The sequence below is a fragment of the Methylobacterium gnaphalii genome (genome assembly GCF_007992215.1).
Lineage (GTDB): Bacteria > Pseudomonadota > Alphaproteobacteria > Rhizobiales > Beijerinckiaceae > Methylobacterium > Methylobacterium gnaphalii.
This window is the reverse complement of sequence record NZ_BJZV01000007.1, coordinates 121,045-135,085: the sequence shown is the minus strand read 5'-3', so window position 1 is coordinate 135,085 and position 14,041 is coordinate 121,045. Positions and strand designations below refer to the sequence as shown.

Genomic DNA, 14,041 nt, shown 5'->3' with positions numbered 1-14,041 from the left:
CCGGCCGTTCAGGTTTCGTCCTCGATACTCCTGTGAGGAACGGCGGATCGGGAGCAGGAGCGATGTCCGGACAGCAGGCGCAACGGTGGGGAGTCACGGACGTCGCCGCGCTGGTCGCTACCCTCGGGGAGCGGATGATGACGGCCTATGTCGTCGGCTCTCGCCCGACAGAGCAGGAGGTGATGGCGTTCTGCCGGGGCGTGCTGCTCCTGGAGGAGTATCGGATCGCGCTGCCGTGCTTCGCCGAGGACGTTATCGCTCGCCTCCAGGCACAGGAGCATACGGTCGCGCAGCCGGCACCGGTCGCTGGCTCATCCCATTCGATGCAGGAGCCCAAACTCCTCGATCGGCTTCTATCACCGTTCAAGCTGCTGCGAGCGGCTTGAACGGTGCTGTTGCAGGCGCCCTTAGACAAAGACTTAGGACGCCTTGCTCTGAAGGGCGCTTCTTCTCTACCGGCTCAGGTTTCCGCTTCTAGAAAGATCTCGAAAGGCCGCGCGAAGCGGGCGAGCATCGTCTCGTCGAGCCGAAAGCCCTGCGGGTCGTCATCAATGAGGCTCGTCGTCTGCGAGCGGTGCGCGGCGATGGCAGTGGTCTTCGTGAGGAGCTGTCGGCCGACATCGAGGCGTATGCCGCGCGGTGGTGGCCCCACTTCCGTCTCGGCCGGCAGGGTCCAGCCCCAGACGGGATAGGTGAACAGGCGCACCGACCCGAGGCGCCGCACCGCCATCGCCGCGAGAGCGGCCGAGGCCGCATGATCGCAGTGGGGATCATGGCCCCAGGTCACGAAAAGGCTGCCCGCCCCGCAGGCCCGGGCCGTTGCGGCAATGGCCTCGGCCGCGTCCTCGGCGGCCTGACCCGCTGCCGGCACGTGGCGGTCGGGCAGGCCCAGGAAGTGGACATGCTCCGCTGAGAGCCCGAGAACAGCTGCGGCTGCGAGGGTTTCTGCCTCGCGCAGGGCCCGCAGCCGGGCCGGCGGGTAGCTCGGGGAATTGGGGTGCGAGCCGACGCCGTCGCTGACCACCACGAGCCGGACCGGAAGGCCCCGCGCGCAGGCCTGTGCGATCAGGCCGCCGCAGCCCAGGCTCTCGTCGTCCGGATGCGGCGCGACCACGACCAGGCCACGTCCCCCGGTCAGCGTGTCGAGATCGGCGAAGGGCAGGGCCTCGGCGGCCGCGAGGAACGCGTCGGCGCGCATCAGGGCAGGCTAGTACGGGCAAAGAGTTCGCCCGCCGGCGCGGCATCGGCGAGCAGCTCCGCCGCCGCCGTGGTGAGCGCGCGGTCGGGCGCCGGCTGGCGGAGATAGGTGGCGAGGTCGCGCGACAGCCGCTCCAGCGGATGCCCGCGCAGGAAACCCTGGAGGCCCACAGAGCGCTGAGCGAGCTGCAGCACGTCGAGACCGGCCTTCTCGACTGCGAGGCGAGCGAGGTTGACGTAGGCGACGCCGCGCTCCGGGGAGAGCGCGGCGTCCGAGGCGATCGCGGCGGCGCGCGTCACCCAGAGCCGTGCGCCCTCGGCCGCGAGCGCGCCCTCGCCAAGCCGCGCGAGCTGATGCGGGTCGGCGCCCCGCCCCAGCCGCACGAGATGCGCGCGCCAGGCGTCGAACACCGCCTCGATCCCGCCGAGCTGAACCGCCGCGAACCGCCACGCCCCGCCGGAGAAGACCGGCTGGCGATGGTAGTCGCCCGCGCCGCCGATCACCGCATTCGCCGCCACGATCAGGCCGTCGAAACGGACCGTGCCGGTGGCCGAGGCGCGCATGCCATGCGCGCGCCACTGCGAGAGGTCGGCACGGGCGCCGGCCTCCAGCGGGACGACCAGCATCAGGGGCTCAGCCTCGCCGCGCCGCCGGCCCGTGACCAGCGCGCGCGTGACGAAGCCGGCACCGGAGGCGAAGGTCTTCACGCCGCCCAGGGCGAGGCCGCCCGGGCCATCCTCGATCGTCAGGCCACCCTCCGGGGGCTCGGTGTTCCAGACGCCGAAGAGATGTCCGTCGCGCGCATCCGCATACAGACGACGGCGCTGTCCGCCATCGGCGTACTGGGCGATGAGTTGGAGCGCGTTGACGTGGCCCTCGTAGACCCGGCCGAGGGCGAGGCTGCCGGAGCCGACGAGGCGCAGCACCTCGGCGAGGTGCCCTGCCCCCGCTTCTTCACCGAGGCCGGCGCCCCCGTGCTCGGACGGGATCGGCGCTCCAAGCAGCCCGAGGCGAACGAGGTCGGCGACATCCTCGGCCGGGAAGCCGTCGTCGCGATCCTGCTCTGCTGCGCGCCGGGCCGCGGTCGCCGCGACCTGCCGCGCGGCGGCGACGGCGTCGTAGGCCAGGTTGAGCGGAGTTCTCTGGTCCATGGCGTCTGCTGTTCTCAAGGCGCTTCCGCGGCAATCTCTTCGACCGTGCGGTCGGTGGCGATCGATCGTAGCTGCTCGTCCAGGATGTCGGGCGCGTCGGGCGGCCGAGCCGCGCCGTCCTGCGCCTTGACCAGGAGCCAGGACACCTGGCGCTCGCGCGGGCGCAGCTTCATCCGCATCAGCCGCCAGCGGCCGGTCAGTGGCTGCCCGTGCAGCGTGAAGGAGAGCGAGCCCGAGGCGAGCGCAGCGACGGGGTCCCCCTCGGGCTCCCAACTGCCGCGGTCCCACAGCAGGACAACCCCGGCCCCGTAATGGCCAGGGGCGATCACGCCCTCGAAATCGGCGTAGTCCAACCCGTGATCCTCAACCTCGACGGCGAGGCGGCGCTCGCCCGCGACGAGACTCGGCCCGCGCGTCACGGCCCAGCTCTTCAGGACCCCGCCGAGCTCCAGCCGGAAATCGTAGTGCAGCCGGCGCGCGGCGTGCTTCTGCACGCGGTAGCGGAGGGCGCCGCGCTCAGCCATCGACGAGCGGCACCAGCGGCGCGCCAGGAGCACCGGTCCTGAACGGGGGTGGACTTCGGCTGTCGTCCAGCGTCATCGGACACTCCGGCGGGCCGGGATGGGGCGCCGGCATGACCGACCACAACTCGGAGCCGGGCTTGAGAGTTCTGCGCCGGTGACGAAATCGCCACTGTGCCGGGACGGCCCGCGCCGCGAGGCCGCTCCGTCCGGCGCATGGCTTGACCTGCGCGAACTTCTCCCGCAATCGAACGTTGCCCTCATGTCCGCGTCAGCTAACGCCGCGCGTGGGCTCAACAGGACCATCAAACCCGATGCCAGACGACAGTAGTCGATCGACCACGCCGCCCGTGGCCGTCCGCGTCAAGCGCGCCTGATCCTCTGGTCCGGCTCGCCCGCGACCGGCCCTGGCGGCTGGTCGAAAACGAGGTGAGCCATGAACGCTTCCAACATCCTGCTACGCGGGACAGGTGACGGCGCGGTCGAGCCGGCGCGAGACCATTCCGTGCTGATCCTCGTCATCCTGATGCTGACGCTCGTCTTCGCACCGGTGATCGGCTTCCATGTCGCGATGCAGGACACGCCTGCGCAGGCGACCGCGCCTTCGGCGAATGTCGTGGTCGCCGCGCCGAGCCGAGCCGAGGAGCCCGGCTGAGCCCGGCTCTGATCCTCAGCTTCGATCACGCGTAGGTCGAAGCGCGGCAGCCGGTCGGGCCGCCGCGTCTTCATGGGGCTTCAGCGGTCGCCGACGCCGGCCAGCAGCTTCTCGATCTGCGCCATGCCGTTCTCGCGGGCCTTGGCCTCGGAATGGTGGTTGCGGTCGGAACGCTGCGCCATCTTGCCGTGCTTGCGGATCGCCCACTGATAGGAGCCTCCCTCGGCCTTCGGCGGGATGATCTCGAGGGTGTAGGGGTAGGTCTCGTTGTCGCTCATGCCAGTTCCATGACACGGCAGCGCTCCCGAACCAAGCCGGAACGCGCAGTTCCATGCAGCGAACCGCTCAGTGCTGTACTTGTCCGGATGCGCCGAAGCGCGTCGAACCCCTGCGCGCAGCGATGACGGAGCCATGCTGACCACCCTCGGGCTCGCCTTTCTCGCCGGCATCCTCTCGGTCCTGTCGCCCTGCGTGCTCCCGTTGTTGCCCCTGGTGCTGGGCGCGGCCGCAGGCGAGCATCGCTATGGACCGGCGGTGCTGGCGGCGGGGCTGGCGATCTCCTTCGTGGCGATCGGGCTCTTCGTTGCCACGATCGGCTTCTCGCTCGGGCTCGACACCGACGTGTTCCGCTTCGCCGCGGCCGTCCTGATGATGCTCGTCGGGCTCGTGCTCATCCTGCCGGCACTGCAGACTCGTCTCACCAGTGCCTTGGGACCGCTGAGCGACTGGACGGAGCGGCGCTTCGGCGGCTTCTCCAAGGCCGGCCTTCTCGGCCAGTTCGGCCTCGGACTGCTGCTCGGCGCGGTCTGGAGCCCCTGCGTTGGGCCGACGCTCGGCGCGGCTTCGCTTCTCGCGTCGCAGAGCCGCGATCTCGGCGGCGTCGCCGCGACCATGCTCGTCTTCGGCCTCGGCTCCGCGTTGCCGCTCCTCGTTGCCGGCACCCTTTCTCGTGAGGTACTGATGCGCCGACGGGACGGAATGATGCGACTCGGCAAGGGGTTGAAGGTGGGGCTCGGCGTCGTCCTGGTGGTGATTGGGCTGACCATCGTGTCGGGCACCGACAAGGCGATCGAGGCTGCCCTGGTCGATGCCTCGCCCGACTGGCTGACCCGGCTGTCCACGCGGTTCTGAGGGCCAAGAACCCGACGCGCGGTGCCGTTCGATTCCGATGATGTGTGCGATTGGTTCGGACCCCGGTCCCGAACTGCGCCGCTGGCTATGGCCCCCGCACGACAGGATGTGGTTTGCCGTTCGGCGGTGTAGTCTCGTGTTCGCACATCATCATGTTTGTGATCCCGCGGCCGACTCGCCGCTCTGTCCGATCGGTATCTGAGGAGAGGCCAGCACCATGCGCACCCTCTCAGTGCAAGCCTGCATCGTCGGGGGCGGCCCGGCTGGGATGATGGCCGGTCTGCTGCTCGCGCGTGCCGGGGTTTCCGTCGCCGTCCTGGAAAAGCATCAGGACTTTCTGCGCGATTTTCGGGGGGATACGATCCACCCGTCGACACTTGCGGTGTTGGACGAGTTGGGTCTCGGTGATGCCTTCCTGACCCTGCCCCACCGAAAGATCGAGACGCTCACGGGGGTGATCGCCGGCAACAGCTTTCGCATCGCGGATCTTCGGCATCTTCCGACGAAGCACCGCTTCATCGCGCTCATCCCGCAATGGGACTTCCTTGATTTTCTGGCCAAGGCAGGGCGGCGTTACGCGCGGTTTCGTCTGCTGATGCAGGCCGAGGCCGTCGATCTCATCGAGTCGGACGGCCGCATTGTCGGGGTCCGCGCAAGGACGCCGGAGGGTGAGACCGCGATCAATGCGGATCTCGTGATCGCGGCTGATGGGCGCCATTCGCTGATGCGCGACCGTTCTGGGCTGGAAGGCGAGGCCTTCGGCGCACCGATGGACGTGCTCTGGTTCAGGCTGTCGCGCCGCGACAGCGATGGCGAGGGCGGTGGCGGGTGGTTCGGTCGCGGGCACCTGCTCGTGACGATCGATCGAGGCGACTACTGGCAATGCGCCTTCGTCGTGCCCAAGGGGAGTGACGCGGCGATCCGCGCAGAGGGTCTCGCTGCCTTTCGGAAGGGGGTCGCAGCCCTGGCACCGTTCCTCGCCGATCGCGTCGATGAGATACAGGACTTCGACACGGTGAAGCTTTTGACCGTCGTCGTCGACCGTCTCAAGCGCTGGCACCGCCCGGGGCTGCTCTGCATCGGCGATGCCGCCCACGCCATGTCGCCGATCGGCGGCGTCGGCATCAACATCGCGATCCAGGACGCGGTGGCCGCAGCGAACCTTCTCGCGGTCCCGCTGCGCGAGGGGCGCGTCACGGAACACGATCTCGCACGCGTTCAGGCCCGGCGCCTGCCGGCAGCCAAACGCACTCAGGCCGTTCAGCGGTTCATGCAGGATCGTTTCATCGCCCGTGTGCTCGACAAGTCGGCAGAGCCGCTCGAACCGCCGCTGGCGCTGCGGCTGATCAACCGGATCCCCCTGCTGCAGCGTCTGCCCGCACGGATCTTCGGCCTGGGCTTCCAGCCTGAGCACGTGGAACTGCCGGCAGCGTGACGACGAGGCCGCCACCGATGGTTTCCTTCGAGGCCGTGTCGAATGCCGCTTGCGCTCGCCGGCGCGAACCTGGCGAAACGGCCCGGGACAAGACTGCGCTCAACCTTGGCGTTAGCCCGGCGTAAACACGAATTTGGAAAGATCCCCCTCGGTCGCGCCTGTCTGGCGATCGGCCGAGGAGGCCAGTTCGTTGGTACGATTTCCGCGTCTCGCGCGGCTGGCCCCCGTCTCGGCTCTGGCGGCGCTCACGCTCGCTTCGTGCGGGCCGGATTCCAGCGGGCCGCCGCCGCCGCTGGTGCGCAGCTTCGTCGTGGCGACGGCCGGCACCGGCGCGCAACGCTTCACCGGCGTGGTGCACGCGCGGATCGAGACCGCTTTGGGCTTTCGCGTTGCCGGCAAGATCTCCGAGCGCTTGGTCGATCCGGGCGAGCGTGTGCGGCGTGGACAGCCCTTGATGCGGCTCGACCACGCCGACTTCACCCTGGCATTGCAATCGGCCAAGGCCACGGTCGACGCAGCCCGCGCGCAGATGGTTAAGACGGCGGCGGACGAGAAGCGCAGTCGCAAGCTCGCCACCGAGGGCTGGGTCTCGATCCAGGCCTACGACCAGATCAAGGCCTCGGCCGATGCTGCCGCGGCGCAGTTCTCGGCCGCCGAGGCCCAGGCCAGCCAGATCGGCAACCAGGCCGCCTATGCCGAACTCCAGGCCGATGCCGACGGCGTCGTCATGGAGGTGCCGGCCGAGCCGGGGCAGGTCGTCGGCGCCGGGCAGATCGTGGTGCGGCTCGCCCGCGACGGAGCCCGCGAGGCGGAGGTCTTCCTGCCCGAAGGGGCAGAGCGCATGGCACAGGCCGAGGCCACGGCCACGCTCTATGCTGGGCGCGATGCAGCGTTCCCCGCGCATCTGCGCGAACTCTCGGCCGTGGCCGATCCGGTCACCCGCACTTACCGCGCCCGCTACGTGCTGGAAGGCGCCGGCGAATCCGCCCCGCTCGGTGCCACTGTCACCATCGCCCTCAAGCCGAGCCTGCGCGGCAACGATGCGAGCTTCGCCGTGCCGCTCGCCGCGATCTTCGATAGCGGCGGGGGGCCTTCCGTCTGGAAGATCGATCCCGACCGGCACACCGTCTCGGCCCAGCCGGTGCTCGTGACGCGCATGCGCGAGGAGAGCGCCGACATCGCCTTCGGCCTCAGTGAAGGCGACCGCATCGTCGCACTCGGCGCACATCTACTGAAGGGCGGACAACTGGTGCGCGTCGCGGCCGACCGCGTGGCGGAGATGGCGGAGTGAGGGCGTTCTCGACTGCCCTCGACGGGAGGGCGAGGCTGGGCCCGTCCACACGAGATCCGTCAGCGTTGCCATGAGCGGCTTCAATCTCTCGGCGCTGGCCGTCCGCGAGCGGGCGATCACGCTGTTCCTGATCATCGCCACGATCGGCGCGGGGCTCTTTGCCTTCGTGAAGCTCGGGCGCGCCGAGGATCCCTCCTTCACCGTAAAGACGATCGTCGTCTCCGCCGCCTGGCCTGGTGCCACGGCCGAGGAGATGCAGCGCCAGGTCGCCGATCCGCTCGAGAAGCGGCTGCAGGAGCTGACCTGGTACGACCGTGTCGAGACCACCTCGCGTCCCGGCATCGTGATGATGAAGCTCAACCTCAAGGACGGCACGCCGGCCCATGAGGTGCCCGACCAGTTCTACCAGGCCCGCAAGAAGCTGGGCGACCAGGCCAGCGCCCTGCCCCGCGGCGTGGTCGGCCCCTTCGTCAATGACGAGTTTTCCGACGTCTACTTCGCGCTCTACGCGCTCCAGGCCAGGGACATGCCGCACCGGCATCTCGTGGTGCAGGCGGAAGAGCTGCGCCAGCGTCTGCTGCGGGTGCCGGGCGTCGGCAAGATCAACATCCTCGGCGAGCAGGCACAGCGGATCTATGTCGAGATCTCCTATCAGCGCCTCGCCACGCTCGGCATCAGCGGGCAGGCGCTGTTCGCAGCCATCGCCGCGCAGAACGACCTGACGCCTGCCGGTTTCGTCGAGACGGCGGGGCCGCGCACCTATCTGCGCCTCGACGGGGCGCTGGAGGGGATCGAGGCGGTGAAGGCCGTTCCCCTCGCTGCCGGCGGACGCAGCGTGAAGCTCGGCGACGTCGCCGAGGTCACCCGCGGCTACGAGGATCCGAAGAGCGCTCTGATTCGCAACGACGGCGAGCCGGCCCTGCTGCTCGGCCTCGTCATGAAGCCTCAGACCAACGGCCTCACCCTCGGTGCGGCCCTCTCGAAGGAAGAGGCGGCGATCCGCTCGGGGCTCCCGGCCGGCCTGACGTTCGAAAAGATCTCGGATCAGGCCAAGGTGATCGACGAGTCGATTGACGAGTTCATGGTGAAGTTTTTCACCGCACTCGCCGTCGTCGTCATCGTCAGCCTGATGACGCTCGGCCTGCGCGTGGGCATCGTCGTGGCGCTCGCGGTGCCGCTGACGCTTTCGGCCGTCTTCGTGGTGATGCTGGCCACCGGCCGCGACTTCGACCGGATCACGCTCGGCGCGCTCATCCTGTCGCTGGGGCTCCTCGTCGACGACGCCATCATCGCCATCGAAATGATGGTGGTGCGCATGGAGGAAGGCGCCGACCGGATCAGCGCCGCCACCCATGTCTGGGGCACCACCGCGCTGCCGATGCTGTCAGGCACCATCATCACCATCGCAGGCTTCCTGCCCGTCGGCTTCGGCCGATCCACTGCAGGAGAATATGCCGGTAACATCTTCTGGGTGGTGGCGTTTTCGCTCGTCGTCAGCTGGGTCGTGGCCGTGACCTTCACTCCCTATCTCGGCGTGAAGCTGCTGCCGCACATCAAGATGGTCGAGGGCGGCCACGACGCGATCTACGCGACGCGGCACTACGAACGCCTGCGCCGGCTGGTGCGCCTCTGCGTCGACCGCAAGCGGCTCGTTGCCGGTGCGACGCTCGGCCTGTTCCTGCTCGCGGCCGCGGGCGCCGGCCTCGTCGAGCAGCAGTTCTTTCCGAACTCGGATCGGTCGGAGCTGATCGTCGAGGTCAACCTGCCGCCGGGCACGGCCTTCGACGTCACCGACGCCTCGGTGAAGCGGATCGAGGACGCGCTCCGGGCTGAGCCGGAGGCGAAGATCGTCACGGCCTATGTCGGCCAGGGCCTGCCGCGCTTCATCCTGCCGCTCGATCCCGAATTGCCCGATCCGGCCTTCGCGCAGATCGTGGTGCTCACCGAGAACAGTCACGCCCGCGACGCGCTCAAGCTCAAGGCGCGGCGCATGGTCGAGAACGGGATGTTCCCCGAGGCGCGGGTGCGGGTGACGCAGTTCGTGTTCGGGCCGCCGGTGCGCTACCCGGTTCTCTTCCGCGTGATCGGCCCCGATCTCGACGAGCTGCGCAAGATCGCGGCGCAGGTGCGCGACGTGGTCGCCGCCAATCCCGATATGCGCCTCACCCATCTCGACTGGGGCGACAAGACGCCGACTCTGCGCCTCGCCTTCGACCAGGAGCGCCTGCGCCTGATCGGCCTGACACCGCGCGACGCCGCCACGCAGCTTCAGACCATGCTGAACGGCGCCCCCGCCACGCAGGTCCGCGAGAACCTGCGCCCCGTCGACGTGGTGGTGCGCAGCCCCGCCGCCGAGCGCCGCACGCTTGGCGCGATCGGCAGCATGACCCTGGTGACGAGCGACGGGAAGGCCGTGCCACTCTCCCAGGTCGCCCGACTCGTCAGCAGCACTGAGGACGCAGTCCTCAAACGCTACGACCGCGAGCCCTGCATCGCCGTCGAGGGCGATGTCCGCGACGGCCGCCAGCCGCCGGACGTCACCGCAGCGATCCTGCCCAAGCTCGCCCCGATCAAAGCCGGCCTGCCGCCGGGATATCGCATCGATACCGGCGGCTCGGTCGAGGACAGCGCCAAGGCGCAGGAGGCATTGGCGGCGGTATTTCCGCTGATGCTGGTGGTGACGCTCGCCGTGATCATGTTCCAGGTGCGCTCGTTCTCGACCATGTTCATGGTGCTCGCCACCGCTCCGCTGGGCCTGTGCGGCGCGGTCCCCACGCTCCTCGCCTTCGGTCAGCCCTTCGGCTTCAACGCGATCCTCGGCCTCATCGGGCTCTCCGGCATCCTGATGCGCAACACCCTGATCCTCGTCGACCAGATCGACCGGGAGAAGGCCGCCGGTCTCTCGGATTACGACGCCATCGTGGAATCCACGGTGCGGCGTGCCCGCCCCGTGATCCTCACGGCGCTTGCCGCGATGCTCGCCTTCATCCCCCTCACCCACTCCGTGTTCTGGGGGGCGCTGGCCTACGTGCTGATCGGCGGCGTGGGTGTCGGCACCGTGCTGACGCTGTTGTTCCTGCCGGCGCTCTACGCGCTTTGGTTCCGCGTGAGGGCGCCGCTCAGGGTCACGACGCGCAAGGCCTGGTTGGCCGTTGAACCTGTCGGGATGTGAAGAGGGAAGAATTCTCTCCCACAGAGGGAGAGGGTTGGGCCAGATTCAACCTAACAACGCGATTAAAACGATCTGATAACCCTGAATATTTCCTCGGCGATTTGCGTAAGTCGAAACCATTTCCCGAAGTCATCCATTAATCGCGTTCGACCTCGCCGCGGCTACCACTTTGAGAATTAAGCCAAAATCAATCTGCTCCCGCAAAATTCTTTCCATCACGCGCAAGAACAAGCGCGACAGGCGGGCACGACATGAGCATCAGCGGCAAGACCTACGTGACGGGATCGGGCCTCACCGGCAGCGCGCGCGATTTCCGCGTTCCGTCGGGCCCTGACCTGCTGGCGCGCGGTGACGGCTTCTTCGCTTGGCAGGAAGGCCGGCGGCAGAACGGCTATTGGCCGTACTCGCGCTCGACGGAGACCCGCCCCGGCACCGCCTGCAAGGCACGCGACGATCGCGGCAACCCGCTCGAAGGCATCAACTTTTCCTCGCAGGACTATCTCAGCCTCGCCTCGCATCCGGAGATCGCTTCTGTCGCTGCCGACGCGGTGCAGCGCTTCGGCGTCCACAGTGCCGGCTCGGCCGTGCTCGTCGGCAACACCGCGAGCTCCGTCGCCCTCGAGCGCAAGATTGCCGACTTCCTCCAGATGGAAGAGCTCGTCCTCTACCCGACCGGCTGGGCCGCCGGTTACGGCGTCATCCGCGGCCTCGTGCGCTCGGCCGACCACATCGTCATGGACGCGCTGGCCCATACCTGCCTGCAGGAGGGCGCCAACGCCTCCACCCAGAACATCTCGCTGTTCCGCCACCTCGACCTCGAGCATTGTCGCGCGAAGCTTGAGGGGATCCGAGCCCGCGACACGCAGAACGGCATCATGGTGATCACCGAGGGCCTGTTCTCGATGGACTCGGACACGCCAGACCTCGCTGCGATGCAGGCACTCTGCACCGAGTTCGGCGCGACGCTCATGGTCGACGTCGCGCACGATCTGGGCGCAATGGGCGAGGACGGCCGCGGCCATATCGGCATCCAGAACATGCTGGGCAAAGTCGATCTGGTGATGGGGTCCTTCTCCAAGACCTTCGCCTCGAATGGCGGCTTCGTTGCCACCAACCGCCGCGCGATCAAGGAATACCTGCGCTACTACAGTCCCTCGACGACCTTCTCGAACGCCCTGTCGCCTGTCCAAACCGCCGTCATCGGCAAGGCCTTCGACATCGTCGCCTCGGCCGAGGGCAAGGCTCTGCGCGAGGCGCTGATGCGCAACATCGTCAGCCTACGCACGCAATTCGCGGATGCTGGCCTCGACGTCTACGGCGACCCCTCGGCCATTGTCTGCGCCAGGGTCGGCCGCGAGAGCATCGCCCGCATGGTCAGCCGCCGGCTGCCCAGCCTGAGCCTGCTCGCCAATCTCGTCGAATACCCGGCGGTCGCCAAGGGCGCCGCCCGCTTCCGCCTCCAGGTCATGGCCGGCCATTCGGACGAGAACATTCGCCACGCGGTGAAGTCGATCAAGCTTGCGGTCGACGAGGCCCGGATCATGGCGGCTGTCGAGGAATCGCGCTCGCAGATGCTGGCGATGGCGGCGTGAGCCGAGGGCTCTGATGACCGGCGCGATTTCCAGCTATATCCGCGCTGGTGATCGCCGCTCAGCCCCGAAACTTCCTCGACGTCTCGCGCTCGGTCCTCGGCCGGCCCTGGCGCGAACGCTGCACCGATCCATCGTTGCACGCGCTCGCTGCGACGATGACACAGGCGCACGGACTGCCGGATCTTCTCGCGCGTATCCTCGCCTCGCGCGGCGTCAGGCCAGATCAAGCCGATAAATTCCTGGCGCCGAAGCTCCGGGATCTGATGCCGGACCCGGCCGTATTGGTCGACATGGAGGCCGCCGCCGACCGGCTCGCCCACGCTGTCACCACCCACGAGTCGGTCGCGATCTTCGGCGACTACGACGTCGATGGCGCGGCGAGCGCCGCCTTGCTCGCGGGCTATTTGCGCAACCTCGACGTGCCGGTTCAGATCTGGATCCCCGACCGCATCACCGAGGGTTACGGCCCCAACGTCGCGGCGGTAACGAGCCTCGCTGAGGGCGGTGCTCGTCTCCTCGTCTGCGTCGATTGCGGCACCGCTGGCCACGCTCCGCTCGAAGCGGCGAAGACGCTCGGCCTCGACACCATCGTGCTCGACCACCACGCGGCGACCGAGCATCTGCCGCCGGCCGTAGCCCTAGTGAACCCGAACCGTCTCGACGACCTGTCGGGCCTTGGCCATCTCTGCGCGGCAGGCGTGGTCTTTCTCACTCTCGTCGCCTTGAATCGGCGATTGCGTGGTCTTGGGGCCTTCGCGAACCATGACGAGCCCGCGCTCACCGATGCTCTCGACCTCGTGGCGCTCGCCACCGTGGCCGACGTGGTGCCTCTCCTCGGCTTGAACCGCGCCTTCGTGGTGCAGGGTCTCGCCGTGATGCGCGGGCGCGGCCGCCCCGGTCTGGCCGCCCTTCTCGACGCGGCGGGGTTGAGCGAGCCGCCGGAGGCTTGGCATCTCGGCTTCCTCGTCGGCCCGCGCATCAATGCCGGTGGTCGCATCGGTGATTCCGGTCTCGGTACGCGGCTGCTGGGTACCGCAGATGCTATGGAGGCCACCCGCATCGCCGCCGAGCTCGACAGGCTCAACCGTGAGCGCCAGACCATCGAGGCGCTTGCCGTCGAGGAGGCGGAGGCTGCCATGGACCGCGACCTTGCGGGCGATCCGGACAGGCCCGTGCTCGTTACCGGCTCGCCCGATTGGCATCCCGGCATTGTCGGGCTGATCGCGGCCCGGTTGAAGGAGCGCTTCGGTCGCCCGGCTTTCGCCTTCGCGGTGAAGCCCGACGGCACGGCGACCGGCTCCGGCCGCTCGATCCTCGGGGCCGATCTCGGCCGCGCGGTCCATGCGGCAGTGGAGGCCGGAATCGCACTGAAAGGCGGCGGCCACGCTATGGCGGCCGGTGTCACCCTGCCCTCGTCGGACTTCTCCGCCTTCACCGCCCATCTCGCCACCGCGCTCGCTACCGCGGTCACCGCAGCCCGCGAGGCGGAGGCGCTGCTCGTCGACGGCACGGTCAGCGCCGGCGGCGCGACGGCCGAACTCGTGAAGACCATCCAGCGTGCCGGCCCCTTCGGCCAAGGAGCGCCGGAGCCTGTGCTCGCCCTCCCCCGCCACCGTCTCGTCGACGCGGCCGTCGTCGGCAGTGGCCATGTTCGTGCCCGCCTGCGCAGCCGCGACGGCCAGACCATCGGTGCCATCGCGTTCCGTGTCGCGCAGGGACCGCTCGGTGCAGCCCTGCTCAACGGCGTCGGCGCCGAGTTCCACGTCGCCGGCACGCTGTCGGTCGATCGCTGGCGGGGCGCGGAACGCGCGCAATTGCGCATCTGCGATCTGGCGGCACCGGAGTGACACCGTCTTCCGCAACGCCGCGCGGACGCTCGATCCTGTTGACACCTG

At 68.7% G+C, this 14,041-nt stretch carries 12 protein-coding genes; 8 read left to right on the top strand and 4 right to left on the bottom strand.

Annotated features, from left to right (window positions below):
• Window positions 1–62 precede the first annotated feature (62 nt).
• Window positions 63–386, top strand: coding sequence for a hypothetical protein (locus tag MGN01_RS08730; protein ID WP_147046211.1), 324 nt, complete (start codon window positions 63–65; stop codon window positions 384–386).
• Window positions 387–460: 74 nt separating this feature from the next.
• Here the strand turns inward: MGN01_RS08730 and MGN01_RS08725 are convergent, their stop codons facing one another.
• Genes MGN01_RS08725 through MGN01_RS08715 form a run of 3 tightly spaced genes read right to left on the bottom strand, consistent with a single transcriptional unit; the run spans window position 461 to window position 2,873 of the window.
• A complete protein-coding gene (locus tag MGN01_RS08725) occupies window positions 461–1,198 on the bottom strand; it encodes a PIG-L deacetylase family protein (RefSeq protein ID WP_147046210.1) in 738 nt (245 codons plus the stop codon).
• Window positions 1,198–2,349 carry an acyl-CoA dehydrogenase family protein gene (locus tag MGN01_RS08720; protein WP_147046209.1) on the bottom strand — a complete coding sequence of 384 codons (1,152 nt, stop codon included), beginning with the start codon at window positions 2,347–2,349 and terminating at the stop codon, window positions 1,198–1,200. Before MGN01_RS08720 ends, MGN01_RS08725 begins: the two co-directional genes overlap by 1 nt.
• A 14-nt stretch (window positions 2,350–2,363) precedes the next feature.
• Window positions 2,364–2,873: a DNA polymerase ligase N-terminal domain-containing protein gene (locus MGN01_RS08715; RefSeq protein ID WP_147046208.1), complete on the bottom strand. Its 510-nt coding sequence runs from the start codon at window positions 2,871–2,873 to the stop codon at window positions 2,364–2,366.
• 433 nt (window positions 2,874–3,306) lie between these two features.
• On the opposite strand from MGN01_RS08715, the gene MGN01_RS08710 reads away from it, so the two are divergent.
• Window positions 3,307–3,525 carry a hypothetical protein gene (locus MGN01_RS08710; protein WP_147046207.1) on the top strand — a complete coding sequence of 73 codons (219 nt, stop codon included), beginning with the start codon at window positions 3,307–3,309 and terminating at the stop codon, window positions 3,523–3,525.
• Window positions 3,526–3,605: 80 nt separating this feature from the next.
• On the opposite strand, the gene MGN01_RS08705 is transcribed toward MGN01_RS08710, so the two are convergent.
• Window positions 3,606–3,803, bottom strand: a complete 198-nt coding sequence (locus MGN01_RS08705) for a hypothetical protein (RefSeq protein ID WP_147046206.1) — start codon at window positions 3,801–3,803, stop codon at window positions 3,606–3,608.
• 133 nt (window positions 3,804–3,936) lie between these two features.
• Here MGN01_RS08705 and MGN01_RS08700 point away from each other — a divergent pair, with 133 nt between their 5' ends.
• The 6 genes from MGN01_RS08700 to recJ all read left to right on the top strand — a co-directional run bounded on the left by MGN01_RS08700 (window position 3,937) and on the right by recJ (window position 13,993).
• On the top strand, window positions 3,937–4,656 hold the full coding sequence (locus MGN01_RS08700; RefSeq protein WP_147046205.1) for a cytochrome c biogenesis CcdA family protein: 720 nt from the start codon (window positions 3,937–3,939) through the stop codon (window positions 4,654–4,656).
• A 217-nt stretch (window positions 4,657–4,873) separates the two neighbouring features.
• Entirely contained in the window at window positions 4,874–6,091 is a 1,218-nt protein-coding gene (locus tag MGN01_RS08695) for an FAD-dependent oxidoreductase (RefSeq protein ID WP_147046204.1), read from the top strand.
• 190 nt (window positions 6,092–6,281) lie between these two features.
• A complete protein-coding gene (locus MGN01_RS08690; protein ID WP_238257770.1) occupies window positions 6,282–7,382 on the top strand; it encodes an efflux RND transporter periplasmic adaptor subunit in 1,101 nt (366 codons plus the stop codon).
• A gap of 70 nt (window positions 7,383–7,452) precedes the next feature.
• Complete coding sequence (locus MGN01_RS08685; protein ID WP_147046203.1) at window positions 7,453–10,554, top strand: efflux RND transporter permease subunit; 3,102 nt, start codon at window positions 7,453–7,455, stop codon at window positions 10,552–10,554.
• Window positions 10,555–10,805: 251 nt separating this feature from the next.
• Window positions 10,806–12,146 carry an aminotransferase class I/II-fold pyridoxal phosphate-dependent enzyme gene (locus MGN01_RS08680; RefSeq protein ID WP_147046202.1) on the top strand — a complete coding sequence of 447 codons (1,341 nt, stop codon included), beginning with the start codon at window positions 10,806–10,808 and terminating at the stop codon, window positions 12,144–12,146.
• A 155-nt stretch (window positions 12,147–12,301) separates the two neighbouring features.
• Window positions 12,302–13,993, top strand: coding sequence for a single-stranded-DNA-specific exonuclease RecJ (recJ, locus tag MGN01_RS08675; protein WP_238257782.1), 1,692 nt, complete (start codon window positions 12,302–12,304; stop codon window positions 13,991–13,993).
• Window positions 13,994–14,041 lie beyond the last annotated feature (48 nt).

Bases quoted from the DNA above. Each gene is read 5' to 3' on its own strand.
- MGN01_RS08680 (WP_147046202.1), top strand. From the start codon at position 10,806: ATGAGCATCAGCGGCAAGACCTACGTGACGGGATCGGGCCTCACCGGC.
- MGN01_RS08700 (WP_147046205.1), top strand. From the start codon at position 3,937: ATGCTGACCACCCTCGGGCTCGCCTTTCTCGCCGGCATCCTCTCGGTC.
- MGN01_RS08720 (WP_147046209.1), bottom strand. From the start codon at position 2,349: ATGGACCAGAGAACTCCGCTCAACCTGGCCTACGACGCCGTCGCCGCC.
- MGN01_RS08685 (WP_147046203.1), top strand. From the start codon at position 7,453: ATGAGCGGCTTCAATCTCTCGGCGCTGGCCGTCCGCGAGCGGGCGATC.
- MGN01_RS08710 (WP_147046207.1), top strand. From the start codon at position 3,307: ATGAACGCTTCCAACATCCTGCTACGCGGGACAGGTGACGGCGCGGTC.
- MGN01_RS08715 (WP_147046208.1), bottom strand. From the start codon at position 2,873: ATGGCTGAGCGCGGCGCCCTCCGCTACCGCGTGCAGAAGCACGCCGCG.
- MGN01_RS08705 (WP_147046206.1), bottom strand. From the start codon at position 3,803: ATGAGCGACAACGAGACCTACCCCTACACCCTCGAGATCATCCCGCCG.
- MGN01_RS08730 (WP_147046211.1), top strand. From the start codon at position 63: ATGTCCGGACAGCAGGCGCAACGGTGGGGAGTCACGGACGTCGCCGCG.
- recJ (WP_238257782.1), top strand. From the start codon at position 12,302: ATGACACAGGCGCACGGACTGCCGGATCTTCTCGCGCGTATCCTCGCC.
- MGN01_RS08725 (WP_147046210.1), bottom strand. From the start codon at position 1,198: ATGCGCGCCGACGCGTTCCTCGCGGCCGCCGAGGCCCTGCCCTTCGCC.
- MGN01_RS08695 (WP_147046204.1), top strand. From the start codon at position 4,874: ATGCGCACCCTCTCAGTGCAAGCCTGCATCGTCGGGGGCGGCCCGGCT.